25 protein-coding genes are annotated in these 25,010 nt (G+C 42.7%); 21 read left to right on the forward strand and 4 right to left on the reverse strand.

The window, feature by feature from the left end:
* The first annotated feature begins 18 nt into the window (after positions 1–18).
* The 13 genes from fliS (at position 19) to L1286_RS17945 (ending at position 11,867) form a co-directional block, all read left to right on the forward strand.
* On the forward strand, positions 19–447 hold the full coding sequence (gene fliS / locus L1286_RS17885; RefSeq protein ID WP_235408399.1) for a flagellar export chaperone FliS: 429 nt from the start codon (positions 19–21) through the stop codon (positions 445–447).
* The gene (locus tag L1286_RS17890; RefSeq protein WP_235408400.1) at positions 437–724 is read left to right on the forward strand and encodes a hypothetical protein; all 288 of its coding nucleotides are present in this window, start codon (positions 437–439) and stop codon (positions 722–724) included. The genes fliS and L1286_RS17890 overlap by 11 nt, the downstream gene beginning before the upstream one ends.
* Entirely contained in the window at positions 714–2,837 is a 2,124-nt protein-coding gene (locus tag L1286_RS17895; protein WP_235408401.1) for a motility associated factor glycosyltransferase family protein, read from the forward strand. Before L1286_RS17890 ends, L1286_RS17895 begins: the two co-directional genes overlap by 11 nt.
* Before the next feature lie 3 nt (positions 2,838–2,840).
* A complete protein-coding gene (locus L1286_RS17900) occupies positions 2,841–3,323 on the forward strand; it encodes a GNAT family N-acetyltransferase (RefSeq protein WP_235408402.1) in 483 nt (160 codons plus the stop codon).
* A 70-nt stretch (positions 3,324–3,393) separates the two neighbouring features.
* Positions 3,394–4,716, forward strand: a complete 1,323-nt coding sequence (locus tag L1286_RS17905) for an aminotransferase class III-fold pyridoxal phosphate-dependent enzyme (protein ID WP_235408403.1) — start codon at positions 3,394–3,396, stop codon at positions 4,714–4,716.
* Position 4,717: 1 nt separating this feature from the next.
* Positions 4,718–5,482 carry a cytidylyltransferase domain-containing protein gene (locus tag L1286_RS17910; protein ID WP_235408404.1) on the forward strand — a complete coding sequence of 255 codons (765 nt, stop codon included), beginning with the start codon at positions 4,718–4,720 and terminating at the stop codon, positions 5,480–5,482.
* Positions 5,472–6,599, forward strand: a complete 1,128-nt coding sequence (gene pseI, locus L1286_RS17915; protein WP_235408405.1) for a pseudaminic acid synthase — start codon at positions 5,472–5,474, stop codon at positions 6,597–6,599. Before L1286_RS17910 ends, pseI begins: the two co-directional genes overlap by 11 nt.
* Before the next feature lies 1 nt (position 6,600).
* A complete protein-coding gene (locus L1286_RS17920; RefSeq protein ID WP_235408406.1) occupies positions 6,601–7,983 on the forward strand; it encodes an FAD-dependent oxidoreductase in 1,383 nt (460 codons plus the stop codon).
* Positions 7,976–8,950, forward strand: a complete 975-nt coding sequence (locus tag L1286_RS17925; RefSeq protein ID WP_235408407.1) for a hypothetical protein — start codon at positions 7,976–7,978, stop codon at positions 8,948–8,950. The genes L1286_RS17920 and L1286_RS17925 overlap by 8 nt, the downstream gene beginning before the upstream one ends.
* Entirely contained in the window at positions 8,937–9,605 is a 669-nt protein-coding gene (locus L1286_RS17930) for a class I SAM-dependent methyltransferase (RefSeq protein WP_235408408.1), read from the forward strand. The genes L1286_RS17925 and L1286_RS17930 overlap by 14 nt, the downstream gene beginning before the upstream one ends.
* A complete protein-coding gene (locus tag L1286_RS17935) occupies positions 9,569–10,519 on the forward strand; it encodes a DegT/DnrJ/EryC1/StrS family aminotransferase (protein WP_235408409.1) in 951 nt (316 codons plus the stop codon). Before L1286_RS17930 ends, L1286_RS17935 begins: the two co-directional genes overlap by 37 nt.
* The gene (locus L1286_RS17940; RefSeq protein WP_235408410.1) at positions 10,516–11,148 is read left to right on the forward strand and encodes a class I SAM-dependent methyltransferase; all 633 of its coding nucleotides are present in this window, start codon (positions 10,516–10,518) and stop codon (positions 11,146–11,148) included. The genes L1286_RS17935 and L1286_RS17940 overlap by 4 nt, the downstream gene beginning before the upstream one ends.
* The gene (locus L1286_RS17945) at positions 11,145–11,867 is read left to right on the forward strand and encodes a WbqC family protein (protein WP_235408411.1); all 723 of its coding nucleotides are present in this window, start codon (positions 11,145–11,147) and stop codon (positions 11,865–11,867) included. Before L1286_RS17940 ends, L1286_RS17945 begins: the two co-directional genes overlap by 4 nt.
* A gap of 31 nt (positions 11,868–11,898) precedes the next feature.
* Here L1286_RS17945 and L1286_RS17950 read toward each other — a convergent pair whose 3' ends face one another.
* Genes L1286_RS17950 through pseB form a run of 3 tightly spaced genes read right to left on the reverse strand, consistent with a single transcriptional unit; the run spans position 11,899 to position 14,932 of the window.
* Entirely contained in the window at positions 11,899–12,786 is an 888-nt protein-coding gene (locus tag L1286_RS17950) for an aldo/keto reductase (protein ID WP_235408412.1), read from the reverse strand.
* Positions 12,783–13,934: a UDP-4-amino-4,6-dideoxy-N-acetyl-beta-L-altrosamine transaminase gene (gene pseC / locus L1286_RS17955; RefSeq protein ID WP_235408413.1), complete on the reverse strand. Its 1,152-nt coding sequence runs from the start codon at positions 13,932–13,934 to the stop codon at positions 12,783–12,785. Before pseC ends, L1286_RS17950 begins: the two co-directional genes overlap by 4 nt.
* Positions 13,931–14,932, reverse strand: coding sequence for a UDP-N-acetylglucosamine 4,6-dehydratase (inverting) (gene pseB / locus L1286_RS17960; protein ID WP_235408414.1), 1,002 nt, complete (start codon positions 14,930–14,932; stop codon positions 13,931–13,933). The genes pseC and pseB overlap by 4 nt, the downstream gene beginning before the upstream one ends.
* A gap of 224 nt (positions 14,933–15,156) precedes the next feature.
* Here pseB and L1286_RS17965 point away from each other — a divergent pair, with 224 nt between their 5' ends.
* Both L1286_RS17965 and L1286_RS17970 read left to right on the forward strand, forming a co-directional pair.
* A complete protein-coding gene (locus L1286_RS17965) occupies positions 15,157–15,945 on the forward strand; it encodes a flagellin N-terminal helical domain-containing protein (RefSeq protein ID WP_235408415.1) in 789 nt (262 codons plus the stop codon).
* A gap of 149 nt (positions 15,946–16,094) precedes the next feature.
* A complete protein-coding gene (locus L1286_RS17970; protein ID WP_235408416.1) occupies positions 16,095–17,534 on the forward strand; it encodes a sigma-54 dependent transcriptional regulator in 1,440 nt (479 codons plus the stop codon).
* Positions 17,535–17,553: 19 nt separating this feature from the next.
* Here L1286_RS17970 and L1286_RS17975 read toward each other — a convergent pair whose 3' ends face one another.
* Positions 17,554–18,159: a DNA-3-methyladenine glycosylase I gene (locus tag L1286_RS17975; protein WP_235408417.1), complete on the reverse strand. Its 606-nt coding sequence runs from the start codon at positions 18,157–18,159 to the stop codon at positions 17,554–17,556.
* 232 nt (positions 18,160–18,391) lie between these two features.
* Here L1286_RS17975 and L1286_RS17980 point away from each other — a divergent pair, with 232 nt between their 5' ends.
* From L1286_RS17980 to fliH, 6 genes are all read left to right on the forward strand, one after another.
* Positions 18,392–19,501 carry a two-component system sensor histidine kinase NtrB gene (locus L1286_RS17980; RefSeq protein ID WP_235408418.1) on the forward strand — a complete coding sequence of 370 codons (1,110 nt, stop codon included), beginning with the start codon at positions 18,392–18,394 and terminating at the stop codon, positions 19,499–19,501.
* The gene (locus L1286_RS17985) at positions 19,498–20,904 is read left to right on the forward strand and encodes a sigma-54-dependent transcriptional regulator (RefSeq protein ID WP_235408419.1); all 1,407 of its coding nucleotides are present in this window, start codon (positions 19,498–19,500) and stop codon (positions 20,902–20,904) included. The genes L1286_RS17980 and L1286_RS17985 overlap by 4 nt, the downstream gene beginning before the upstream one ends.
* 165 nt (positions 20,905–21,069) lie before the next feature.
* Positions 21,070–21,405 (forward strand): flagellar hook-basal body complex protein FliE, encoded by a 336-nt coding sequence (fliE, locus tag L1286_RS17990; protein WP_235408420.1) that lies wholly within the window; start codon positions 21,070–21,072, stop codon positions 21,403–21,405.
* Positions 21,406–21,430: 25 nt separating this feature from the next.
* Positions 21,431–23,149 carry a flagellar basal-body MS-ring/collar protein FliF gene (gene fliF / locus L1286_RS17995; RefSeq protein ID WP_235408421.1) on the forward strand — a complete coding sequence of 573 codons (1,719 nt, stop codon included), beginning with the start codon at positions 21,431–21,433 and terminating at the stop codon, positions 23,147–23,149.
* A complete protein-coding gene (fliG, locus tag L1286_RS18000; protein WP_063379631.1) occupies positions 23,142–24,182 on the forward strand; it encodes a flagellar motor switch protein FliG in 1,041 nt (346 codons plus the stop codon). The genes fliF and fliG overlap by 8 nt, the downstream gene beginning before the upstream one ends.
* A 3-nt stretch (positions 24,183–24,185) precedes the next feature.
* Entirely contained in the window at positions 24,186–25,007 is an 822-nt protein-coding gene (gene fliH / locus L1286_RS18005) for a flagellar assembly protein FliH (protein WP_235408422.1), read from the forward strand.
* The last annotated feature ends 3 nt before the right edge of the window (positions 25,008–25,010 follow it).

The following is a 25,010-nucleotide window of genomic DNA, read 5'->3' on the forward strand; positions in this document are numbered from 1 at the left end:
CACTAAGGAGCCGTTTTTATGTATAACGCAAAAGTTAAAAATTATCAGCGTGAGGCACTTAAAACTCGAGTTGCAGGTGCTGACAGATACGAGATAATTCAAATGCTGTTAGGTGGTGCTATTGAAAAATTGGTCTTGGCTAAAATCTCGATTGAGAAAAAGCAGCTAGAGGCAAAAGCGGAGCATTTATCTAAGGCGTCGGCGATTATTGAAGCGCTACGCGGTTGTTTGGACTTTGAGGTCGGCGGTGAAGTGACTGAAAACTTGTATGCACTTTATAGCTACATGATTGACAGACTGTTAGACGCGACGATTCAAAATGATCCTGAAATGGTTCAAGAAGTCTCCCACTTATTAAAAGAGATTAAATCTGCGTGGGATGCAATCCCGCAAGATGTAAGAATGCAGACAATGCAAGATTACGGTGCAGATGCGAATGTCGGATAGTAGTGAGTATCATCGCTTAAAAGTGGCTTTTGATGCTTTTGAGCAGCAGCTAGAAAAAGATGTCGACAGCACGCTGGGCTTGTACGATGAGCTCAGTGAAGAAATTAAACAATTATTTAGCAATCCAGAGGTTTCGACCGAAGAAAAAGCGGAATTGTTGACTCGCCATGGACAAATCATCGAAAAGGTTGAACGAAACCGAGAAGATATCAAGCTGCAATTGATCCGCTACAACACAGGCCAGAAAAAAATAAAGAAGTACTACGATGTCAAATAACTTGCACGATAAAGACTCCATCCCAGAACAACTGCAAGATCTCGAAAAACAGATTCAGAATTTAGATCACCGGCAACAAGCCGAAGATGCATTTATTGATGCGGCAAATGATTTATTCAATAAAAATATTCAAGCCTTTACAAAATATTTCCCTGACATTGCGGAAAAGTTTGCCAAGCATGACCCATCAGAGAAGTTCAACCTTTTTTTGACGCCAAGTGGGCAAGCAAATCTCGTTGATTACGACACTGGTGTACCAATATACGGCGATACGCCGATAGAGCAGTGTCATAAGCAGGTTGATGAAATACTAAAACAGCCAATCATAGGCCGAGTCGATCATAGTGCGATTTCAAGTATTAAGAATGAAACGGGCTTTAAGCACATTACCTTGATGCAAAATATAGGTAAAATCTACGATGAAGCCAAAGCAACTTTACCTAAAAATGAGCGCGCATGTAAAAAAATGCCCAGTATGATCATTTTTGGTGTTGGCTTAGGTTACTTTTTAGATCGATTAATCGAGCAAGTCACTGCCTCATACATAACCATTCTTGAACCAAACGAAGACTACTTTTTTGCAAGTTTATTTACTTTTGATTGGGCACAATTCTTAAACAAAGTAGATCTAGATGGTAGCTTTTTATATATATCGGTCGGTGTGTCAGAACAAGAGATGTACCAATCTCTTTATGATAGAGCGTCTCAGATAGGTGCGTTTAGTATTTCAACGGCAGTATTCTATCAGCATTACCCATCGAAATTGATGAATGAACTGATTAAAGAGTTTAAAACTAACTTCCATCGTTTCTTTATGGGGTGGGGCTTTTTCGACGATGCATTATTAAGTATTGCGCACACTGTTCAAAATTTTAAAAAGCCAGTCTCGATCCTTAACCCCAAAACTAAAGGGGTTGGGCCTGAACTGAATTTTCCTGTGTTTATTGTTGCTAACGGTCCTTCATTGGATAATGACGTTGCATTTATCAGAGAAAATCAGCACAAAGCGCTTATCGTGGCTTGTAACTCTGCCACCACAGCATTGCTTAAAGAAGGCATTATCCCTGATTTTCACGTGGCTCTTGAACGTACAAAAGCGACGGAAGATTTATTGACAACGTTTATCAGCGAAGAACTCAGGCAGAAGATTAACTTGCTGGTTTTAAACGTCATGTATCCCAAAGTATTGGACCTATTTGGTTGGTGCGGCGTGGCATTAAAAGGCAACGAAGCGGGTACTTCTTTGTTCCACATTTCCGAGTTTATAAAGCATAAGCGTATTACAAGTACACTTGGTTACAGCAACCCGCTGGTAGGTAACACCGCGTTGAGCTTTTTCGGCAGTATGGATTTCAAGAGCATCTATTTGTTTGGTGCCGATAATGGTTATAAAGACCCTAACCACCACCATTCCAAAAATAGCTACTACTACTCCAAAAGCGGTGAAACGGTATATGAACCGTTAAAAATGGGCGGAGAGCTGCACGTCGAAGGAAATTTCGGTGGCATAGTCACAACAGACCACTTTATGCATACTGGTAAAGTGCAAATGGAACGCTTCATCGATTCTAAAAAGGACGCCGATATTACGGTATTCAATTGTAGTGATGGCACCAAAGTCGAGGGGGCTTTCCCACTTCATTCTGAAGATATCATGTTTGAAGATTCAAACTTTAGCAAAGAGCAAGTGATCAACTTTGTCAAAAATAAAGTATTCACGTCAAGTAACAACGACACTGAGTTAGAGTCGTTTCTTGATTTTGACGAGTTCGACGAAATGTGTCACGTCATGGCGGAAATATTGGAAGAGCCCGTTTCCAATAGGGGCGAAGCGCTTGAGCAAATTTTAAAAAGCCTTCGCTATTTATTTTCCTTTAAGCAGCACCCTCGGTATACGCACTTTTACCTTTTAATGGAAGGTGAGTCTCTATATGTTACGTCGGTACTCCTGTCCACCTTGTATAATTTTGGCGATGACGAAGAGATAATGCCGCTGTATTTGGACGCGAGGCAATTATGGGCCGACTTTATTAAAGAAGCGCCAGACGAATACAGAGCACGTTGGAACGAGTTAAGTGACTATAGTTTTGACTACTCACAATCAGAGGTCTAGCTTATGTTAGAACTAGCAACAGAGAGATTTGTACTAAAAAAACTAGGTGCAGAAGATGTATCAGAAACCTATTACAATTGGTTTTTTAATGCTGAAAATGCGCAGTATATTAGTTACAGGCCAACCTCTGTTGCTGAGTTAAAAGAATATGTCAAAGACCGTGAAATTAAACAAGATTGCTTGCTGTTGGGTATTTATCATGATGGCCAGCATATCGGTAATATAAAATATGAACCCATTGATGTAAGTAAGAAAACTGCAGAGATGGGGATTTTTATTGGTGAGCCAGCTTGGCAAGGAAAAGGTGTAGCAAAAGAAGTCATTCACGCTGTAAACTTGTTCTTGAAAAAAAAGTGGGGGATCCAAGATGTTCACTTGGGGGTTGATAATAAAAATCAACCTGCCATATCTGCCTATGAAAGATTGGGGTTCAAAATAATATCCCAATATCCAACCTATTATATAATGAGCCTTGAACTAACATAGCCGCCTTAATGAATTAAGGCAGCTGCTTTAGTGCTCGGGTTAATCTTCAAGTTATTCTTTGGTTATCAAAATGGAAAGTAAAAAAAACTCAGGCGCAACTCTATGGGAAAAGGCGAAAAAGATAATCCCTGGAGGCAATCAGCTATTATCAAAAAGAGCTGAAATGTTTTTACCTCAGCAATGGCCCGCATACTATAAAAAAGCCCAAGGATGTGAAATTTGGGACTTAGATGACAAGCATTATTTAGACTTTTCTATTATGGGCATTGGCAGTTGTTCATTAGGTTACGCTCACCCAACGGTAACCGAAGCGGTTGTAGAAGCCGTGCAAATGGGGTCAATGTCGAGCTTAAATTGCTTTGAAGAAGTCGAACTAGCTGAAAAACTGATTGAAATACACAATTGGGCTGGTGGCGTTAGATTCACGCGTACAGGTGGCGAATCCTGTGCTTTAGCTATTCGTATTGCTCGCTCTTACTCTGGCAAAAATAAGGTGGCGTTTTGTGGTTACCACGGCTGGCACGACTGGTATTTAGCAACCAACCTTGCCGATGGGGATAAGCTCAAAGAGCAGCTACTTCCGGGTCTTTCACCAAGTGGTGTTCCTCAGCAGCTAATAGATACTGCATTACCTTTCCACGAGGGAGATCTCAAGGGATTTGATGAATTGTTATCTGAGCACGGTGATGATTTGGGGGTGGTGATGATGGAAGTGTTTAGGCATGGCATGCCCGATTTAGACTTTATCAAAGCGGTAAAAGCGCGTTGTGAGCAGCATGGTATAGTCTTAATTTTTGATGAAATATCATCCGGGTTTAGACTGAATGCAGGGGCAGCACACCTGTTATTTGATGTTCACCCGGATATTTGTGTGCTTGGTAAAGCAATGGGGAACGGCCACCCAATAGGTGCGATTATCGGTAAGTCTGAAGTGATGGATGCTGCCCAGCAGTCGTTTATTAGCAGTACATACTGGACTGAACGAGTGGGGTTTGTTGCGGCATTAAATACACTCGCTGTTTTTGAACAAGAGCAAGTGAGCGAGCAGCTAAATAAGACGGGTCGTCACCTTAAAACTAATATGGCAAAAATCTGTCATGACCTACAATTTGAGCTCCAGTTAATTGGCGTAGACAGCGTACCAATACTGGTTTTCCCGGGTGAGCAGGCTCTCGCTCTCAAAACGCTATATACGCAAGAGATGCTCAAAAGAGGCGTGCTAGCGGCCAATGTTATTTATGTGTCAATGGGTCACACACTAGCGCATTGTGAAACCTTCTTAAACGCTTTTGAAGAGGTCATTGGTGTTTTAAAGCAGGCCCAAGACAAAGGGGATGTGCTTGACTTACTCGATGGACCCGTGTGCCACAGTGGATTCCAGAGGCTCAATTAATATGGTTAAGACGGTTGCATTTATCCAAGCGAGGATGGCATCTTCTCGCTTGCCAGGTAAAGTTTTAAAGCCGCTCAATGGTTTGCCGGTGATCCTGCATATGATAGAGCGTTTGAAGCAGGCTTCTCGCATTGACAGTATTGTTGTGGTTACTTCGGTTAATCAAGAAAATGACGTACTGTGCGATACGCTCAATGCTGCGGGTGTCAATGTTTTCCGAGGGAGTGAAGATGATGTACTGGGCCGTTTTTGTGAAGCTTTAAAGGTCTACCCTGCTGAACAAGTAGTCAGGCTGACTGCAGATTCTCCTTTCATTTGTCCTGAGATAGTCGATCAACTCATCAGCTATATTGCACAAAACGACGCTGATTATGGATATCTAAATGAATCATATCCTGAAGGTGTCGATTGTGAGGTGATACGTTCAACGACGCTTCAAACCGTCAGTCAATTGGCGACACGTGAGTCAGAAAGGGAGCATGTCACCCTATACCTTTTTAATCACCCTGATTTTTGCAACATGATAGAGCTGTGTAACGAAACACAGGATAGCCACTACAGGTTTACATTAGATACGAACGAAGATTGGCAAGTTATATCCGCAATGGCGGCACACTTTAATACTGAAAGCTTGGCCGTTAATTACGAACAAATAAAACAGTTCTTCGACACAAATCAAAGTATTTATGAAATAAACCAGCATATTATTAGAAATGAGGGGCTAGAAATCTCCTTGCAAAAAGAGAGTGATGCAAATGAACATTAAACCATCTCTAACAATTAATAATACCAAAATAGAGGAGGGTTCTCCTTGCTACGTTATTGCGGAAATGTCTGCCAATCATGGCGGTAGTTTAGAGAAGGCGATATCCCTTATCAATGTTGCCCATAAAGCCGGGGCAAACGCGATTAAGTTACAGACTTACACGGCAGATACAATTACCTTAAATTGTACAAAGGATGATTTTTTGCTGCCAAGTGGCAATGCATGGGAAGCACATCATTCTTTATATTCGCTGTATCAAAAAGCCTACACGCCATGGGAGTGGCACAGTGCACTTTTTGCAGAAGCTCGCAGATTGGGCATGGATATATTTTCTAGTCCCTTTGATACCACCGCGGTCGACTTGTTAGAGAGCTTAGACGTCCCGGCGTATAAGATTGCGTCCCCTGAAATAACCGACATAGGCTTGCTCTCTTACGTTGCTAAAACTGGCAAGCCCGTTATTTTATCAACCGGTGTGGCAGAGTATGAAGATATCCGCTTAGCCGTCGATACGCTTCGTCATCATGGCTGTAATGAGATTGCCGTTTTGAAGTGCACTACGGCGTATCCAACACCACTTAATGAATGTAACTTGAGAACGATCCCAGATATTGCGAAGGCATTCGATTGTGTGGTGGGGTTATCAGATCATACTGAAGGAACCTTAGTGCCGGTTACAGCCGCAAGTGTGGGAGCCAAAATTATCGAAAAGCACTTCGTTGATAGCAGTGAGGATGATTCTGTTGATGCATTTTTCTCGCTGGATGCCCAAGCTTTTAAGGAAATGGTCAATGCCGTGCGCCAGCTAGAATCAGGAATAGAGCCAAAGTATACGCAGGCACAACAGCAGCAAGTAGAGTTAGCGCTGGGGAGTATCAATTATGATATTACTGAATCTGCGCAGAAAAACATCCTTGCCAAACGTTCTTTATATATTTGTAAAGACCTACCAGCAGGGCATGTACTTAAGGAAGGAGACATCCGCTCGGTGAGACCCGGGTTTGGTGCCCATCCTAAGTTTTTACCCCTTTATCTCGGTCAGACGCTCAAGCAAGCTGTGGAGCTGGGAGATAGAGTATCTCCCGATCTCATTGAGGGGGAAATAGAGGAGTGTTGATATGAATAAGTGTGTTGTAGTCGGTGGTGGTATTTGTGGTTTACTCGCTGCGTATTTGTTGAAAAAGCATGGCCAAGATGTTGTGCTGATTGAGCAAGCAGAAGAATGCGGTGGTCTACTTCGATCTGTGACGGATACATCTGGCCATTATTATGATCAAGGCTCACACATTCCCAACTTGTCGGGCGTTTCTGAATTAGATGACTTTCTGTTCGGCCCAGAGCAAGCACGTCAACATAACTGGGTAAGTATTCCAGAGCTGATGACAGGAAACTACTTTCAAAGTACTTGGGATCTACAAACACAAACGATTGATGCCCGAAAGCTAAATAAAGACGACTATTTGGCAGGCATTGCACAACTGCTGGCGAATGAAGATATATCTCAGGCAGACAATATAGAAGCGTACTGTAAAGAAACGCTGGGACCATTATTTTTCGAAAAATTAGTGAAGCCAGTGATTGTTAAATTGTACGGTGAGCAATCTGATTATACTCAACTTTCTGCACGAAACAGCATCAATTATTTTGGCGCATCTCGTATTTTAGCATTTAACCCCGATATCACGGGTAAGTTGAAGGAACTGCCTGCTTTTGACGCCAAGCTGGGTTATCACACCCGACTTGACTACGCCAAGCGTCTGCAACTAGATGGCTCTAAAGATTATGCGTATCTGTATCCAAAGTCGCCTAAAGGCAGTCAGTATTGGGTGGACTACTTGGTCGACAAAGTGACCTCTGCGGGTGTGAAAATCGAGAATAGCTTGAGTGTGTCTGAGTTAAAGTGTGAGAACAAACACGTTACTTCATTGACGTTGAGTGATGGGCGTGAGCTCACTTGTGACTGGGTCTATTGGAGTGCTCCCCCCATTTTTGCATTGAGGTTATTGGAGGACTATAAAAGCCGTTGTCGGCCTAATTTCCGTACTGCAAATATTTTCCATTTTACTTTTGATGCGCCTTTAAAAAATACGCAGTCGCACCTGTTGTGGAACTGGGACTCATGTTCTAGCATATTTAGGATCACGATGTATCCTAACCTCAACGACAGTCGCGCGTACTCTATCTCAGCTGAAGTATTGAGTAGTGCGGATGAAGCCAAAGAAATTAAGCAGCAGGATATTTTACAGGCATTGATTGAGATGGACTTGGTGCCTAAAGATGCGAATTTGCTAGACTCAACGACACAGGTAATACATAACACTTTCCCAGTACCTACAAAAGAGTTTAATCATGAAGTGAGCGCGCAGTTTGAACGTTTAGAATCCTTGGTGGATAATCTCTGTGTATCAGGTAGGTTTAGTGGTAAGTTATGGTTATTAAATGATATTCTCCACGATACTTACACTAAGATAAACAAAACATTTGGGGAAGTGAGTGCCTAAAAAAGCCATTTTTGTATGTGATGGCACCAGTCGAGTTGGATTTGGACATTTTTCACGTTGTTTGACCATCGCATTGGAAATGTCTAAACACAAGGTTGATGTTGGATTCTGTGGTGAATTCGATGGTTTCGCAATGGACTTACTCAAGGGATCTGGTTTTAATGCGGTGCCCAAGTCGTCTCTAATGGGGGTCGATTTGATTATCGCAGACAGCTATCTGTTTACAAAAACCTTATTAGCACAATTAAAAGCGCAATGTCAGCGCTTAGTGGTACTAGACGATTTCGATATGTATCGCCACGACTGCGTAGATTTGCTCGTCAATTTTCGATTTAACGCGCAGGCGTTTGTTAAAAGTTCAAGTCAGCATGTATTGGGTATTGAGTACTTTCCTTTTAAGCAAACTTTTGTCGATATTCGTAAGGCGCAATTGTCTGAACCACCACTTGTTGAAGAAGTTAAACGTGTGTTGTTGGTATTGGGCGCGTCTGACCGCTTTAATATAACAGCCACGCTACTATGCGCGTTAGATCGTGCGCTAAGTGCATGTACTATTGTCGTCCTATCAGCAGAAGCGCCTTGTGTTACTTTGGAAAATAACAAAGTGATACACCACACGTTTACAAAAGACATGGACAAATATTATCGAGAATCAGATGTCGTGATCAGTGGCGGGGGCTCTATAAAATACGAAGCTGGATTTTGCATGGTGCCCAATGCTGCGGTCTCTCAAACTGCGGAGCAGCAAGCCGATACGAAACTACTACAAGGTGGCGGTATCTGCTTTGATGTTGGTTTGGCAGAAGAATTGCTAGAGAATCCTTCGGTGCTAGAGACACAGCTGCAAGTGTTTTTGAGTAAAGCGACGCGCAAAAAACAAACTCAGCAACTAGCACATGTGTACGACTTAAACTCAACGCGTAATTTGGTGAATAAAATATTGGGGTCAAGAAATGTCTCATCATGAAAAAAAGCAGGCTTGGCATCAGCAAGCAAGTGATAGCGATGTCAAGAAGCAAGTGGGTCGACTCGCAGATGACATAACTTGGCAGAAGCTTGCCGACAACATCAATCTAAACCTGCAATTAAACAGTCAAACGGAAATACTCGACGTCGGCTGCGGTAATGGTTATTTATTGTCACTACTTGATGTTGACAAAAATCTTGTATATGGAATTGATTTTGCTGAGAACATGGTAAAAGAAGCAAAAGAAAGGTTTCCTCATGGCCACTTTGCGCAAAGCGAAGCATGTCACATTCCTTATAACAAAAAGTTTTCACGTGTACTGTGTTACAGCATTTTTCATTATTTCCCTTCACAGAGTTATGTCGAGCAGGTGCTCACCGAGTTTATAGAACATACTGAGTCCGGAGGCATGATCCTTATTGGTGACTTGCTAGATAAACAGTTTGAGCAGGAAATAAAACAAAGTAGTGACCAAGAAATAGAGGCCGCTATCCCAATCATCCATCGTTACTCCCAGTGGTTGTTTGTTGATGTGACTGGGCTGGTAAAGTGGCTTGAAAACGATGGCAGATTAGCCAATGTTGAAATTCGTCAGCAGCCAAAAGATTTTAAATTATCATGGTACAGAAAAGATCTCCTCATTACTTTGAAGTGACTTTGAGCCAGTTTTTTGGCATGCACTCAAGTTTTTTAACGCGCTCGGGCAGTACAGCGATTATTGTGGCGATGCAGGCAAATCATGTTGCGCCTGGAAAAGAAGTCATTGTGCCTGCGAGTTGTTGTCCTATAGTACTTTTTTCTTTGCAGATGGCAGGATATGAAGTCGTACTGGCGGATGTGAGTGCAAGTACTTTGAATTGCCGGGCTGAAGACATTAAACAAAAGCTGTCGGCCAATACCGGAGCAATTTTGGCCGTACATGGCTATGGGAGATACTGTGATATCGAGGCGATTGTTCGTTTAGCACAAGAACACGCTATTCCGGTTATCGAAGATGCTTGTTTAGCGTACGGTGGTCAACTAAAAGGCAGGCCTTTAGGGGGGATTGCTAATACTTCTGTTATCAGTTTTGGCTATGACAAACCAATTTCCATGGGATTTGGAGGGGCTGTTTTAACAAACGATAGCGAAGTCGCATCGAGGATACCGAGTATTCTAGGACACAATTTATTTTTTCAATTTCAATGGTTAGATAGACTCGATGATTTAGCGCATGAGTTTGAGAAACTCCCTAGCTATACAAGCAGTCGGCTTCGTAATATTGCATGGGTGCATGACAAGATAGTAAACCCAGCTTTTATCAAGCTGGATATGCAGGAGCAAATACCCTATTGGCGCTACCCGGTCTTAATTAATAGTAGTGACAGGGCGCGTTTTCTGTTATTTGCTCAGTCTAGAGGGCAGGTATTTACGCATCATTATCAGAGCTTGGGTACTATGATGACACAAAGTAACGTACCTGTTGCTGATGAAATTGGTCGGCAAATCCTCAATATATTTGTCAAGTCGCAAACACCTAACAGTCAGTTAATCGCCATGATTGAAACCATCAATGAGTTCGAAATATGAGCCCCGAAGAGTTAAAAAATTATTACCAATCACTTTTTCGTCTGCATGGAGAAAGTGCAGCAGCTGTGCAACATGTCTCAAAAGATGCGCAATATGTGCGTTTTGAAATATTCTGCGAATTCATTGACACGTCTGACAGTATCATTGATCTGGGTTGTGGATTAGGTGACATGTTAGTTTATTTGAGAAATCATGATCATACTGGAAATTACTTGGGGTGTGACTTTGTTCCAGAGTTTATTAAAAACGCGCAAACTAAGTTTGAAAACGATGAAAGTGCGACATTTCAGGTAATGGACATAATAAAGGATGAGATACCAAAAGAGTACGATTATATTGTGATGAGTGGCATCTTTAACAATGTGCTAAATTGCAATGAGTCCTTCTTGCGAAACACCATTGAGGCAGCATTTAAGGCAGCAAATAAAGGGGTTATATTTAATGCCTTGTCTACGTTTGTTGAGTACCAAGAAAGCAGCTTATTTTATGTAAACCCATTAGAAACTTTTGAATATATAAAGCGACACATAACGCCTTATGTCACCCTAAAACACGACTATGTGACTAAACCGGATGGGTTTCCATATGAATTTACGATGGTAATGAGGAAAGAAGGCGTTTTGGTATGATTTTGTCTGTAATGCAACCTACCTATATCCCTTGGATGGGTTACTTTGATCTGATATTAAACGCAGATAAATTTGTTTTTTTAGATGATGTGAAGTTAGAGAAAAGTGACTGGCACGTCAGAAATAGAGTTAAGTCTTCTCAAGGGGAGCTGTTACTGTCTCAAGTCGTTTCGACGCCGAAGGGGAGAATGGCAAGTGTAATCTGTGAAACCTCATTTAAAAGTGGCCACCCTTGGCGCGTTAAGCATTTAAAGTCATTCAAAACAAATTATGCCAAAGCGGCTCACTTTCAAACTACCTTTGATGTGATTGAAGCGTACTACAATACGCGCACCGATAATCTAGCAGAGTTCAATATTGGACTAATCAAGTTGTTTATGTCGCTGCTTGAAATCAATACTCCCTGTTATAGAGCGTCTCAGCTGCCTAATATATCGGGTGTAAAAGATGAGCGGCTAGCAAATTTATGTCAATACTTCGGTGCGGATAATTATGTATCGCCTCAGGGCGCGAGAAATTATATTGATAAAACACACCCTGGAGGCGCCCTTGCAAAATCGGGTATTCAGGTTGGTTATCAGCAATTTGAACACCCGAACTACCCACAACTTTACGGTGAGTTTGTCTCTCACTTGGGCATAATTGATGCGTTATTCAATGTAGGTGCAGAACGAACGCGTGAATTGATTGAGAAAGGGCACAGTACCCCGATAACATGAGCGTGGCAGATAATTCGGTTAGGGTGAGTGCCTAACCAATATGCCAGTGAGCAGGATTAGTAAGTTGACTATCTGAGACGGAAATGTCAGGGAGAAATTGTTTACTTAATTGCTCTGCTTGATGATAGGCTGATAGTATTTGCTGCAACTCTTGTTCGCTATTAACGCCAATGACAATTTTATCAATCTCATCGTGTTTTAATACGTAGGCTAGGGCAAGTTCAAGTGACGATGCAGAAAACTCAGTGGCAATGTTTTTGAAGTTAGTAAGTTGCTTTCTCCACGGGGCAAAGTAACTTGGCATATCCTCTAGTGCCATTAAGAGAAGGCCTTGCAAAAATGCAGAGCGCACGTGCACTTCTATTTCGCGTGCATTGAATTCTTTTAAATACCCTTTGTTTGCAAAAAAGGTGTCAAACGCATTAAAGGGTAGTTGAACTAACCCAATACTTTGCACAGACAACAAATCATCCATGTTATTATTAGAATAGAGGGACACACCTATTTTTCTAATTTTTCCCTGTTTTTTAAACATTTCTAGGGAGTCTAAAAGCGGTCTGTTGCCAGCTTTGATAATATCAGCCGATTGATGAAACAAGACGCCGTATATCTCGTCACAGTTGAGTGTGTCGAAACTATCTAAGAGCATATTTTGATATGCTTCACACGAATCACTATCAAAGCTTGATGCTTGAAGTGGAGGAAGCTTGGTAACAATGTTGAGGTGATGGCAAACATGCTTTAATTTGCCCAGCACTGCGTGGCTCTGACCGTAAGCAATTGCAGTATCTACAACGTCGATATTTGATTGTACTGCGAGCCTGAGGATTTTTTCCACTTCATCTAAGGGGGGTTGCCCAGAAGTGTTACTGACACCGTAATCCAGCCCAAACTGAACGCTTCCTAGCGCGAGTCTCATGCCAGTGCCCCAGATAATACCGACAGGACTTGATCTTGCTCATCAAAGGTCAAATTTGGGTGTAAAGGGAGCGTAACCGCTCTAGCATAGTACTCTTCAGCACGCGGGAAATCGCCTTGTCTGAAGCCCCTATCTTGATAGTATGGCTGGAGGTGAATTGGAATATAGTGCAAGTGCCCAATAATGTGATTACTTCGCAGTGTTTCGATAACCGCTCTTTGCTTATTGCTGGATTGTTTATCAAGTAAAATCACATATAAATGATACGCTGAGTAGCATTGGCCGCTTTGCAACAGGTGTGAGCATGTATCAGGCAGCTTTTCAGTATAGCGTTTTGCCAGCTTGTTTCTTTGCGAAACAAAATCATGTACTCGCTGCAGTTGACTGGTCCCTAAAGCAGCTTGTAGGTCGGTCATTCGATAATTGTAACCGAGTTGATGCTGTTCATAGTACCAAGGACCGTGACTTTCATGCTTTAATTGCTCAGCTTTGTTTGTAATGCCATGGCTTCTCAATAGTGTCGCTTTCTCTGCTAGGGTTGCGCTATTGGTAGTTAACGCGCCTCCTTCGGCTGATGTAACAATTTTCACAGGGTGAAAGCTAAAGACTGTAAAATCAGAATACTGGCAGTTACCTACATATTGAGATTGGTATTGCGCACCAATCGCATGAGAAGCATCTTCAATAATAGCGAAACCATATTCTGTCCCCAGTTTATGTATCGCTTGCATGTCACAAGATTGTCCCGCGAGGTGGACGGGAATGACCACTTTTGGCAAAGTGTTATTTGCTTTGGCTATTGCGAGTCTGTTCTTTAAATCGTTAACGGACATATTGCCGGTTTCGGTTTCCACATCGACAAAGTTGACATCAGCACCGCAATACAGAGCGCAGTTTGCGCTCGCAACGAATGAAATCGGTGAAGTCCAAACCGTATCACCAGGACCCACCCCCAGCGCAAGACATGCAATATGCAGTGCTGACGTGGCACTGTTCAATGCGACACAGTAGTGGGCGCCACATATAGTTGAAATAGCGGACTCAAACTCAGGGACTTTAGGTCCCTGCGTTAACCAGTCTGATTTGAGGACGCTCAGTACCGCGTCGATATCGTCTTGGTTTATATCCTGTTTTCCATATGGAATCATTTCAAGGCACTCTGATTAAAAGCTTCGATTTCATCAACAGTTAGATAATGGTCATTGTTCAAAGAGTTGTACTCAAAGTTCATCGCGACTGGTTTGCCTTTTTCTTTAATGGCATTCACGGTGAAGTCATTGCTGCGACTGCTAAATTTAATACCAGGTGCGATGACGAAGTATTCGTCAAATTCGTACGTATTAAAGCATAGATCTGCGGGGCACATTACTTCGTGAAGCTTTTCGCCGGGCCTAATGCCGATGATTTTTTGAGGCAAGTTGGGTGCCATTGCTGTTGCTAAATCGGTTATCTTGATTGATGGGATTTTAGGTACGAAAATCTCGCCGCCCAACATTCTTTCAAAGTTTTTGAGAACAAAGTCAACACCCTGTTGTAAGCTGATCCAAAATCTAGTCATATCGGGGTGTGTAATGGGTAAGTGATCAAGCCCTTCGTCAATAAACTTTTGGAATATGGGCACTACGGATCCTCTAGAGCACACGACATTACCATACCTGACCACTGAAAAAATCGTGCGATGTCCTCCGGCAATATTATTTGCGGCGACAAAAAGTTTATCTGATGCTAGTTTGGTGGCGCCGTATAAATTGATGGGGTTTGCTGCTTTGTCGGTGGATAGGGCAATGACTTTCTCTACATCATTGTCTAGCGCTGCCTCAATTACATTCTCCGCACCATTTATATTCGTTTTTATGCATTCCATTGGATTGTATTCAGCAGCAGGAACTTGCTTGAGAGCAGCTGCATGAATGACGTAATCTACGCCTCTCATTGCGCGCTTCAATCGGTCTTTGTCTCTTACATCACCAATAAAGTATCGCATGCAAGGTTGATCGAAAACTTGCTGCATTTCAAATTGCTTCAGTTCATCACGTGAAAAAACGATGATTTTCTTAGGCTTATAGCGATCTAGTAAGGTCTTAACATACTTTTTGCCAAAAGAGCCCGTACCACCAGTTATAAGAATGGTTTTGTTGTCGAACATAATAATCACCAAAGGTGCAATTTATTCTTTACACTCTCACAAAAATGGACGTGTAGGGAATAAATATCAAGATAAAATTTAGCTATTACTCAATACTTTATATCACTTTTTGAAATTTTGCAGTAAATTAAGCACAATAACTCATACTCTATAATCTATGCTGGGTGACTTTTGAGCAGTATGGGCGTAAACTAAAGGGATAGCAGTTTGAATTGGAGGTTAAAATGCAGATAAATTCCCCTTCTAACTCGTTGTTAAATAAAACAACACAAGCCAGTAATAAGCAAAATGAACAACTTGCAACAGGTAAAAGAGTCAATTCTGCGGCAGATGATGCAGCCGCGTTGCAGATAATAAACCGTTTGACTTCTCAGCAGGAAGGGTACGGCCAATCAATCCGCAATGCTTATGATGGGATTTCATATAGTCAAACTTCTGAGTCTGCATTATCAGGAGTAGGAGATGCAGTTAGTCGAATCAGAGAGCTTTCTATACAAGCCGGTAACGGAGCATTGACAGACAGTGATCGCCAAGCGTTACAAGACGAGGTGGCACAGCTACAGACTCAAATTACCGACACGTTTGAAAACACGACATTTGGCGGGGCGCCTTTGTTTGACGGTCAGCAAGCGAACTTTCAAGTTGGTCCAGATGCAAATACGACCCAAAGCTTTACGCAAGCCGATAGCTCAGTTGCAGCCGGTATTTTAAGTGTTGATATCTCAACCCAAGCAGGTGCGCAAGCGGCCATTACGGCTGCGGACCAAGTTGCCAAAGATGTGAACACGCAGCGTTCTCAGTTGGGCGCGTTTGAAAACACGTTGAACAGTACCATTCGAGGTTTAGGTAATCAAAGCGACAGAATCGCAGAGAGCCAGAGCCGTATTGCTGACACTGATTTTGCGCAGGTGGCTGCGCAGAGATCAGCAAATGATATTTTATCGCAAGCATCTATCGCACTTCGAGGACAAGCAAATCAGTCAGCTTCCTCCGTTTTGAACCTTTTACAGTAAAGGTTAATACTTTTGTATTGATATAAAACATATCCGGTGGCATTTATTTGGCGTTTATGTCAATAAATTGCCACTTAGGTATTGCATCCCTTACATACTCCCTTACAATCTCCTGTATAGACTTATAAAAACACTTGGATCCAATCCAAATGATACTGATCATCGATAACAACAATAATCGTGCTTCTGGATTAGCTGCGGCACTGACATTTTGCGGTCAAGCCGCAAAAGTACTCGCAGAGTCAGAGTTTACACCCGAATCGGTCAAGAAATATCAGGAATGTACAATTGTACTCGGTGCTCTAAACGGATTGGATCACGAGCGCCATATTAAAAAACTCCCTGCACAGCCATTTATTTTAGTTGGTGAAACGCTTAGGCCTTTGCTATCTCTTGCCAACGTTATCGGACTAATTAGCGAGCCTTTTAGCCATGATGTGACCATGCAATTGTTGCATGACTGCCAGCAGTACCTGAGCTTATTGCCAGGTCAAAATAGCCAAAATCGAGATGCTAAGTCTTTTGATGGTTTAGTGGGTGACACTGACGCGGTTAAAGAAGTTAGGTTTTTAATTTCTCAGGTAGCAAAAACAGATGCTAATGTACTGATTTTAGGTGAATCTGGCACGGGTAAAGAGGTTGTGGCAAGGAATGTTCATTTATTGTCTAATCGTTCTTCAGGGCCCTTTGTGCCTGTCAACTGTGGCGCCATTCCGGGCGAGCTCCTTGAAAGTGAACTTTTCGGTCATGAGAAAGGTGCGTTTACAGGTGCAATCTCAGCTCGAAAAGGGCGCTTCGAGTTGGCGCAAAATGGAACGCTGTTTTTAGACGAAATTGGCGATATGCCACTTCAAATGCAAGTTAAGTTGCTGAGAGTATTGCAAGAGCGCAGTTACGAACGTGTAGGTGGTACTAAAGCAATTCAGGCCAACGTACGTGTCATTGCAGCGACTCACCGAAACCTTGAAGAAATGATTGAAACAGGTAAATTCCGTGAAGACTTATTTTACCGTCTCAATGTATTTCCAATTGAAAACCCGTCATTAAGTCAACGTGTGGACGATATACCGTTGTTACTTAAAGAGCTCATGCGCAGAGTCACCGAGCAGGGTAATAAAGGGGTAAAGTTTACCGATAGAGCCATCGAAAGTCTTAAAGCGCATGCTTGGCCAGGTAATATTCGTGAGCTTGCAAACTTGGTAGAACGTATGGCCATTATGTTCCCAGATAAGCTGGTGGATGTCACAGACTTGCCAAGTAAGTATCGTTACATTGAGGTTGAGGCTTTTGAACCTGAATACCCTGAAGAGTTAATGGAAAAAGATGCGTTTAATGAGTTGTTTAGTGAAGGGTTCAGCGATTTTGAAGAGGAAGACGAAGTAGAGAGTGTGGCGGAACAACCTTTATTGGGTCTGCTGCCTGATGAAGGGATCGAGTTGAAAGATTACCTAGCTGAATTGGAAGTAAGTTTAATTACACAAGCATTAGAGCGTTATGATTATGTCGTTGCGCGTGCGGCCGAAATCTTAGGTGTCAGACGCACGACACTTGTAGAGAAAATGAAAAAGTATAACTTGAACCGAGATTAATCATCTCGGCACAGAGTTGTTAGCACAGTTTCGCTTTTAAATTTAACGATTTGACAAGCTCAATTAACGGCTGCTTTCTGAAGCAGTCATTGTCATGATCATTGACCATACCACATGCTTGCATATGAGCATATACGGTCGTTGGACCGAGGAATTTAAATCCTTTCTTTTTTAGATCTTTTGCGAACTGAATGCTGATATCACTGGTTGCAGGGTAATCTTCTTTGTGACGGATATTGTTTATGATGGGTGTAAAATCTACATACGCCCACTGAAATTTAGCAAAACTACCATACTCTTTTTGTACTTCTATAAAGCACTGAGCATTGTTTATCGTTGCGTTTATCTTCGCTTTATTACGCACAATACCCGGGTTTTCCATCAGTTGTGCCACATCACTTTCAGTCATTTTTGCAACTTCTTGGACATTAAACTGCTTAAATGCTGCCCGGTAGTGCGCTCTTTTTTTCAAAATGGTGTACCAGCTTAAGCCAGCCTGCGCTGACTCCAACGTAATAAATTCAAATAGTTTGTTGTCATCCCATACAGGTACACCCCACTCCTCATCGTGATAAGCAACATAGTCTGGTTTGCTTTCATCAAGCCATAAGCATCTGGTACACATTACCTTTCCTTTTTCTCTAACTCGTCTGTCAAATATTCGACCTTTACCTGTGAACCGCAGGTGGTCCGCGCGTTTAACGTTTAAAATAACTATATTTTATATCTGTATAAAAATACAGTGTCAAAGTTTTGTAAAGGTTTTTAATGCTATTAAGTACTTGAATTTATTCAAAAAATAATATTGGCACAAGCCTTGCTTTTATCTTGGTAGGAAGATTCATGAGAGTAGTGTCATGGCGTTAGCAAAAGTGATAAATCCACAATTTGTGCCAGAAAACCAATTTAACCCCTGCTTATTGCAAGAGGCCTATGTTGGTGAGCTGAGTGACCTGAGACAGCAAGCGAGCTGGCTGAGCCATTTGGTTGATACAATGCCTGCGGGTGTTGTTGTACTTGATGGGCAGGGCATGATAGCGAAGGCCAACCAGATAGCCAAAGATATGCTTGGAGAGCCATTAGAAGGTGAGAAATGGTTCAACATCATTCAGCGTTCGTTTAGTCCACAGCAAGATGATGGACACGAAGTATCTTTGCGGGATGGTCGACTAATCAAATTGGAGATCACCGCACTTACGCCAGAACCAGGTCAATTAGTCTTAATGACCGATTTAACCGAAACTCGTAAGTTGCAAGCGAGAGTTGCACACATGCAAAGGCTAAGTGCGCTTGGGAAGATGGTAGCATCTTTGGCTCACCAAGTGCGAACGCCCTTGTCGGCGGCCATGCTATATGGTGCCAACTTAGGCAGTGCTAACTTACCGTCTCAATCACGAGAAAAATTTCACAATAAACTGATGTCTCGTCTCAAAGATTTAGAAAGCCAAGTCAATGACATGCTGCTGTTTGCCAAAAGTGGCGAGCAACAAGTTGTGGAGCGGGTGTCGATGCAGCAATTACTCAATGAAGTAAAAGTGGGTTCGGATGCCATGCTGTCTTTAAATAGTGCCGCATTGGACGTGTTTTTACCAGAACCAGATATTGAAATACTGGGGAATAAAACGGCGCTTGCCAGTGCGATTCAAAACCTGATCCACAATAGTGTTCAAGTCATTGGCGCTGGTGCAAAAATTACTTTGCGTGCAGCACGTGAAGGGCAAGATGAAGAAGTAAGAATATCTGTGAGTGACAATGGACCTGGGGTGGACTTGTCTCAAGCTAGCAGGCTATTCGAACCATTTTTTACGACGAAGTCTCAGGGGACTGGGCTTGGTCTAGCAGTGGTCAGTTCAGTGGCCAATTCACATAAAGGGCGTGTGGAAGTTGATAACATGCCAAGCGGAGGAGCGTGTTTTAGCATGCTATTACCGATTTCTCAACACACTCAACTTCAGGAGGTCGTATGAGTAACAAAATTCTAGTCGTTGAAGATGACGCAGGTTTACGCGAAGCACTCTTGGATACTTTAGAGTTAGCAGGTATTGACTGTGTTGAGGCGGATAGCGCAGAGCAGGCAATGGTTTTGCTCAAACAGCAGAGTTTTTCTCTCGTTGTGAGCGACGTACAGATGGGGCAGATGAGTGGCATTGATTTGCTCAAGAGTATTAAACTCAACTATCCTCAACTGCCTGTTTTAATGATGACTGCATATGCCACCATTGATGATGCGGTGGAGGCTATGAGACTGGGTGCTATTGACTATATGGCAAAACCATTTGCACCTGAAGTGCTACTGAATATGGTGAGCCGTTATATGCCTGAAAAGGAAAAAGAAACGGAAGGACCGGTGGTTGCAGACGTTAAAAGTTTGCAATTGCTCAGCCTAGCCAAAAAAGTGGCACAATCAGATGCGAGCGTCATGGTTTTAGGCCCTAGTGGCTCAGGTAAAGAAGTGCTTGCGCGTTATATTCATGATAGTTCTGAGCGATGCGCGGCGCCCTTCGTGGCTATCAATTGTGCTGCTATTCCTGAAAATATGTTGGAAGCGACTTTATTTGGTTATGAAAAAGGTGCATTTACAGGCGCCATTCAAGCATGCCCAGGTAAGTTTGAACAAGCGCAAAAAGGCACAATCCTGTTAGACGAAATAACAGAAATGGATTTGGGTTTACAAGCTAAATTGCTTCGCGTGCTCCAAGAAAGAGAAGTTGAGAGGCTTGGTGGTCGTAAGACAATAGACCTTGATGTTAGAGTACTAGCAACCAGTAACCGCGATTTGAAAGAGGCAGTTGCAGAAGGCAAATTCAGAGAAGACTTGTACTATAGATTAAATGTTTTTCCGCTTACATGGCTGCCACTCAAAGACAGAGCGGCGGATATCGTACCTTTGGCAAATCACTTAATTGAGAGACACTGTCAAAAATCTGGCCAACCTACTCCACAATTATCAGCTGGTGCCCAGGAGAAGTTACTCCAGCATGCTTGGCCTGGTAATGTACGTGAGTTGGATAATGTTGTGCAAAGGGCATTGATTCTGCAACAAGGTGGTGTTGTTGCTGACTCGGATATTTTCATTGAAAATTTTGAACCCGTTTCCTTGAACATTGCCGTTGATGTTGTCAGTACTCCTAAGGAATTGGATATTTCTCCTTACGATAACGTACCGCAAAGTACGCAAAGTACACCCAATAATGATGCGCTGAGTTACAAAGAGGAACTGCAAGATAAAGAACACCAGATCATTCTTGATACTTTGACTCGCTGTAATGGTAAAAGAAAGGATGTTGCGGAAATACTTGGCATAAGTCCAAGAACGCTCCGCTACAAGCTGGCCAAAATGAGAGATTTAGGATTGCCAGTTCCTGCATAAATTGTCAGTTAGCCAGATGAAAGTCTGGCTAACTATTGACCTGTCAAAATTCTGTCCTTCCCAGAGATAACTCAAAAAACACTTAAAGTATTGAATTTGTTGGATTAAAAGTTGGCATGATTGGTGCATTTAACTGTTCATATGTAATCTCACGAGGTGAGCGATATGAAGATTCAAAATACCAGCTTATATCAAGAAATGCAGTCGATGGCGTCTCAAGCCGGTCGAATTCAGCCTGAAACGAAAATACCGACTCAGGCGACGGCAGCAACTTCCAGCGCGCAGTTTGGTGACATACTTTCAAATGCATTAAATAACGTAGCCGATTTACAAAGAGATGCGAAAGCGAAAGTCACCGCCGTTGAAATGGGTGACCGAAGCGTCTCTCTTGCAGAAGCAATGATTGCCAAAAATAAATCTTCAGTGGCATTTGAAGCAACTGTTCAAGTACGTAATAAGCTTGTAGAAGCTTATAAAGATATCATGAACATGCCGGTGTAATTCAGAGAGTTAGTGGAGAGTAACTGTGGCTACAAATCAATCGACAGATTTAGCACTTTCAGATGGTCCAGGTGGGGCTGTGGCAGAAGGTGCTGAAACCCAGCAAGAGCAAAAATCTGGTTATTTCAGTGCTTTAAGCGGCGTTGATATGCTACGTCAAGTTACGCTCGTTATCGCACTCGCAATCTGCTTGGCAATCGCAGTGTTTATTATCATTTGGGCTCGTCAACCAGATATGCGCCCACTTGGTCAGTACCCTACAGATGAGCTAGTACAAACGCTAGACTTCTTAGATGCTCAAAAGATCGATTACGAACTGGATGGCAATACCATCATGGTTGAGGAAACCGACTACCAAAATATTAAGCTAAAGATGGCTCGGGATGGCTTTACGCAGACACCTTCCTCGGGTACAGACATTTTGATGCAGGATATGGGCTTTGGTGTCAGTCAACGTTTGGAAAGAGAGCGCCTTAAGCACAGCCGAGAGCAACAATTAGCGAGAACAATTGAAGAATTGCAAGATATTAACCGTGCAAAGGTATTACTAGCAATCCCTAAAGAAAATGTGTTCGCTCGTCGAGAGAAAAAGCCATCAGCAACCGTGGTTTTGACGATGAAGCGTGGTCGTACACTTGATGGTGAAGAAGTTGACTCAATAGTTGATATTGTTGCATCGGCTGTACAGGGTCTTGAGCCATCACGTGTGACTGTGACAGATCAAAATGGTCGCTTGCTCAACTCGGGCTCTCAGGACTCATTAGCTGCACGTTCAAGAAAAGAATATGAAATTGAGCGCAAACGTGAGTCAGAGTACTTGTCGAAAATTGACAGTATCATGATCCCGGTTGTGGGCTTAGGTAACTTTACTGCACAAGTTGACTTGACGATGGATTTCAGCGCAATAGAAGAAACGCAAAAACGCTTTAATCCCGATTTGCCAGCAGTGCGAAGTGAAACTACTTTCGAGGAAAGTAATATTGGCGGCATTACTGCGGGTATTCCTGGTGCGTTAACCAACCAGCCTCCAGTGGACTCTAATATCCCTGAAATTGCGGGTGTGGGTGGCAATGGTAAGGGCACAACGCCAACACGCTCTCAAAAGGAAGCAACACGTAATTACGAGCTAGACACAACAATCTCTCATAAGCGCCAACAAACAGGAGTGATTCGTCGTATCAGCGTGTCAGTCGCAGTCGATTATGTTGCTAAAGCTGATGCTGAGGGAAATATGACAATGGCGCCTCGCTCGCAGGAAGAATTGAATAACATTCGCCGTCTATTACAAGGTGGGGTTGGCTTTGATATGCAACGAGGTGATGCGCTAGAAGTTGTGACAGTGCCATTTGTTCGCGAAGATATTTTGGAAGCTTCTGAACTACCGCTTTGGGAGCAAGAGTGGTTTATGAAGGTCGCTAGGCTTGCAGCAGGTGCGTTGGTAATCATTGTGTTGATTATGGCTGTAGTTCGCCCTATGCTGAAGAGATTGATTTACCCAGATGATACACTAGAAGATTATGATGAGGATGCATTAACGGCTGGTGTTGATTTAGGTGACAGTACACTTGATATGCTAAGTAATGACTTTGATGAATCAGCTGTTGGCTTCTCCTCGGATGGTACATTACAATTGCCAGACTTACATGGAGATGAAGATCTATTGAAAGCGGTTCGCGCATTGGTAGCGAATGAACCTGAGCTTTCTTCACAAGTGGTCAAAGCGTGGTTAACTGAAGATGAGTGATGAAGAACAAAAACAACTGCCGCCGGCTTTCGATGTTGAGAAGCTAGATGGGGTCGATAAGGCTGCCATCTTGCTACTCAGTCTCACAGAAGAAGACGCGGCGCAAATACTAAAACACCTTGAGCCAAAGCAAGTACAAAAAGTGGGTATGGCGATGGCTGCGATAGATGATCTATCTCAGTCTAAGATTAGCGCAGTTCACAATCTCTTTATTGAGCAAATACAGAGCTTTAGTACTATTGGGTTCCAGTCTGAAGACTTTATCAAAAAGGCACTGACTGCCGCTTTGGGTGAAGACAAAGCAGCCAGCCTGATCGACCAAATCGTCATGGGTTCAGGCGCAAAAGGGCTTGATTCACTTAAGTGGATGGATTCCAAACAGGTTGCAAACATTATCCGAAATGAACACCCGCAGATCCAAACGATTGTATTGTCCTACCTTGAGCCAGAGCAATCAGCTGAAATCCTTTCTCAATTTACAGAGAAAGTGCGTTTAGACTTGACGATGCGTATTGCTAACTTAGAAGAAGTTCAACCTGCGGCGTTACAAGAATTAAATGAGATAATGGAGAAACAGTTTGCTGGTCAAGCTGGTGCCCAAGCTGCGAAAATGGGTGGCCTAAAAGCTGCTGCTGATATAATGAACTACCTCGATACCAATGTTGAAGGTCAGTTGATGGACTCAATTCGTGAGCATGACGAAGAAATGTCGCAACAAATTCAAGACCTGATGTTTGTATTTGAAAACCTTATGGATGTGGAAGACAGAGGAATACAGGCTATCTTGCGTGAAGTACAACAAGACGTATTAATGAAGGCAATTAAAGGCGCGGATGATTCGCTGAAAGACAAGATTCTGAGCAATATGTCAAAACGTGCAGCGGATATGATGGCTGATGACTTAGAAGCGATGCCACCAGTGCGTATTAGTGAAGTCGAAGCAGCACAGAAAGAAATTCTGGCCACTGCGAGACGTTTAGCTGACTCTGGCGAGATTATGCTCGGCGGCGGCGGCGGTGAGGAGTTCTTGTAAACCATGTCTGAACCAAAGCTATATCGTGGTAAGCCGCTTCACGGAGAAGCGGTGGATGCATTGCTAGAACATGTTGAAGATTGGCCAATCCCGAATGTAAAAGAAGATCTAAGTGGTTTAGCTGGTCGCTCGACCGCAATGGGTACGCCGTTAGAAGAGCTTTATACGAAAACTGAGCGACAAGCCGAACCTGAAACCATTGAGCCAGAGATACCAACATTAACCTTAGAAGAGCTAGAGCAAATTCGTCAGGATGCCTACGACGAAGGGCTTAAACAAGGTCATGAACAAGGCTATATTGAGGGCTTTGAGAAAGGAGCCAAAGAAGGCAATGAGGCCGGTCTGAAAGAAGGTATTGAAGTGGGCAAACAGCAAGGGCTTGAAGATGCAAAGCCACTGATTGAAGAGCGCTTGCAAATGTTTTCAACGCTTGTTGATAAAATCAATGCACCACTGCAACAAGTGGATGAAGCATGTGAGAAACAATTGATCCAGCTTGTCAGTTTATTGGCGCAACAAGTTACTTTCCATGAATTAAAAACAAGCCCTGAGCTCATTTTACAAGCGCTCAAAAAAGGCTTAGATGCATTACCTATTGCTGATGTGCAATTAAAAGTGCACCTGCACCCCGAAGATTTGACGCTGGTTGAAGAAGCTTATGGCGCAGATATACTGCACAAACAAAAGTGGCAACTTATTCCCGAGCCAACGCTAGAACGTGGAGGCTGCGAAATCAAATCACCGATTTCTTCCATTGATCTTACTGTTAAAACACGTTTAACCGAAATATTGGAAAAGTTTTTGCATGATAGCGGTATATCTTAATTA

The organism is Pseudoalteromonas sp. SMS1 (assembly GCF_021530565.1).
Lineage (GTDB): Bacteria > Pseudomonadota > Gammaproteobacteria > Enterobacterales > Alteromonadaceae > Pseudoalteromonas.

Excerpts from the sequence above, each read along its gene's own strand:
- fliS (WP_235408399.1), top strand. The coding sequence starts at position 19 with ATGTATAACGCAAAAGTTAAAAATTATCAGCGTGAGGCACTTAAAACT.
- L1286_RS17890 (WP_235408400.1), top strand. The coding sequence starts at position 437 with ATGTCGGATAGTAGTGAGTATCATCGCTTAAAAGTGGCTTTTGATGCT.
- L1286_RS17895 (WP_235408401.1), top strand. The coding sequence starts at position 714 with ATGTCAAATAACTTGCACGATAAAGACTCCATCCCAGAACAACTGCAA.
- L1286_RS17900 (WP_235408402.1), top strand. The coding sequence starts at position 2,841 with ATGTTAGAACTAGCAACAGAGAGATTTGTACTAAAAAAACTAGGTGCA.
- L1286_RS17905 (WP_235408403.1), top strand. The coding sequence starts at position 3,394 with ATGGAAAGTAAAAAAAACTCAGGCGCAACTCTATGGGAAAAGGCGAAA.
- L1286_RS17910 (WP_235408404.1), top strand. The coding sequence starts at position 4,718 with ATGGTTAAGACGGTTGCATTTATCCAAGCGAGGATGGCATCTTCTCGC.
- pseI (WP_235408405.1), top strand. The coding sequence starts at position 5,472 with ATGAACATTAAACCATCTCTAACAATTAATAATACCAAAATAGAGGAG.
- L1286_RS17920 (WP_235408406.1), top strand. The coding sequence starts at position 6,601 with ATGAATAAGTGTGTTGTAGTCGGTGGTGGTATTTGTGGTTTACTCGCT.
- L1286_RS17930 (WP_235408408.1), top strand. The coding sequence starts at position 8,937 with ATGTCTCATCATGAAAAAAAGCAGGCTTGGCATCAGCAAGCAAGTGAT.
- L1286_RS17935 (WP_235408409.1), top strand. The coding sequence starts at position 9,569 with ATGGTACAGAAAAGATCTCCTCATTACTTTGAAGTGACTTTGAGCCAG.
- L1286_RS17940 (WP_235408410.1), top strand. The coding sequence starts at position 10,516 with ATGAGCCCCGAAGAGTTAAAAAATTATTACCAATCACTTTTTCGTCTG.
- L1286_RS17945 (WP_235408411.1), top strand. The coding sequence starts at position 11,145 with ATGATTTTGTCTGTAATGCAACCTACCTATATCCCTTGGATGGGTTAC.
- L1286_RS17950 (WP_235408412.1), bottom strand. The coding sequence starts at position 12,786 with ATGAGACTCGCGCTAGGAAGCGTTCAGTTTGGGCTGGATTACGGTGTC.
- pseC (WP_235408413.1), bottom strand. The coding sequence starts at position 13,934 with ATGATTCCATATGGAAAACAGGATATAAACCAAGACGATATCGACGCG.
- pseB (WP_235408414.1), bottom strand. The coding sequence starts at position 14,932 with ATGTTCGACAACAAAACCATTCTTATAACTGGTGGTACGGGCTCTTTT.
- L1286_RS17965 (WP_235408415.1), top strand. The coding sequence starts at position 15,157 with ATGCAGATAAATTCCCCTTCTAACTCGTTGTTAAATAAAACAACACAA.
- L1286_RS17970 (WP_235408416.1), top strand. The coding sequence starts at position 16,095 with ATGATACTGATCATCGATAACAACAATAATCGTGCTTCTGGATTAGCT.
- L1286_RS17975 (WP_235408417.1), bottom strand. The coding sequence starts at position 18,159 with ATGTGTACCAGATGCTTATGGCTTGATGAAAGCAAACCAGACTATGTT.
- L1286_RS17980 (WP_235408418.1), top strand. The coding sequence starts at position 18,392 with ATGGCGTTAGCAAAAGTGATAAATCCACAATTTGTGCCAGAAAACCAA.
- L1286_RS17985 (WP_235408419.1), top strand. The coding sequence starts at position 19,498 with ATGAGTAACAAAATTCTAGTCGTTGAAGATGACGCAGGTTTACGCGAA.
- fliE (WP_235408420.1), top strand. The coding sequence starts at position 21,070 with ATGAAGATTCAAAATACCAGCTTATATCAAGAAATGCAGTCGATGGCG.
- fliG (WP_063379631.1), top strand. The coding sequence starts at position 23,142 with ATGAGTGATGAAGAACAAAAACAACTGCCGCCGGCTTTCGATGTTGAG.
- fliH (WP_235408422.1), top strand. The coding sequence starts at position 24,186 with ATGTCTGAACCAAAGCTATATCGTGGTAAGCCGCTTCACGGAGAAGCG.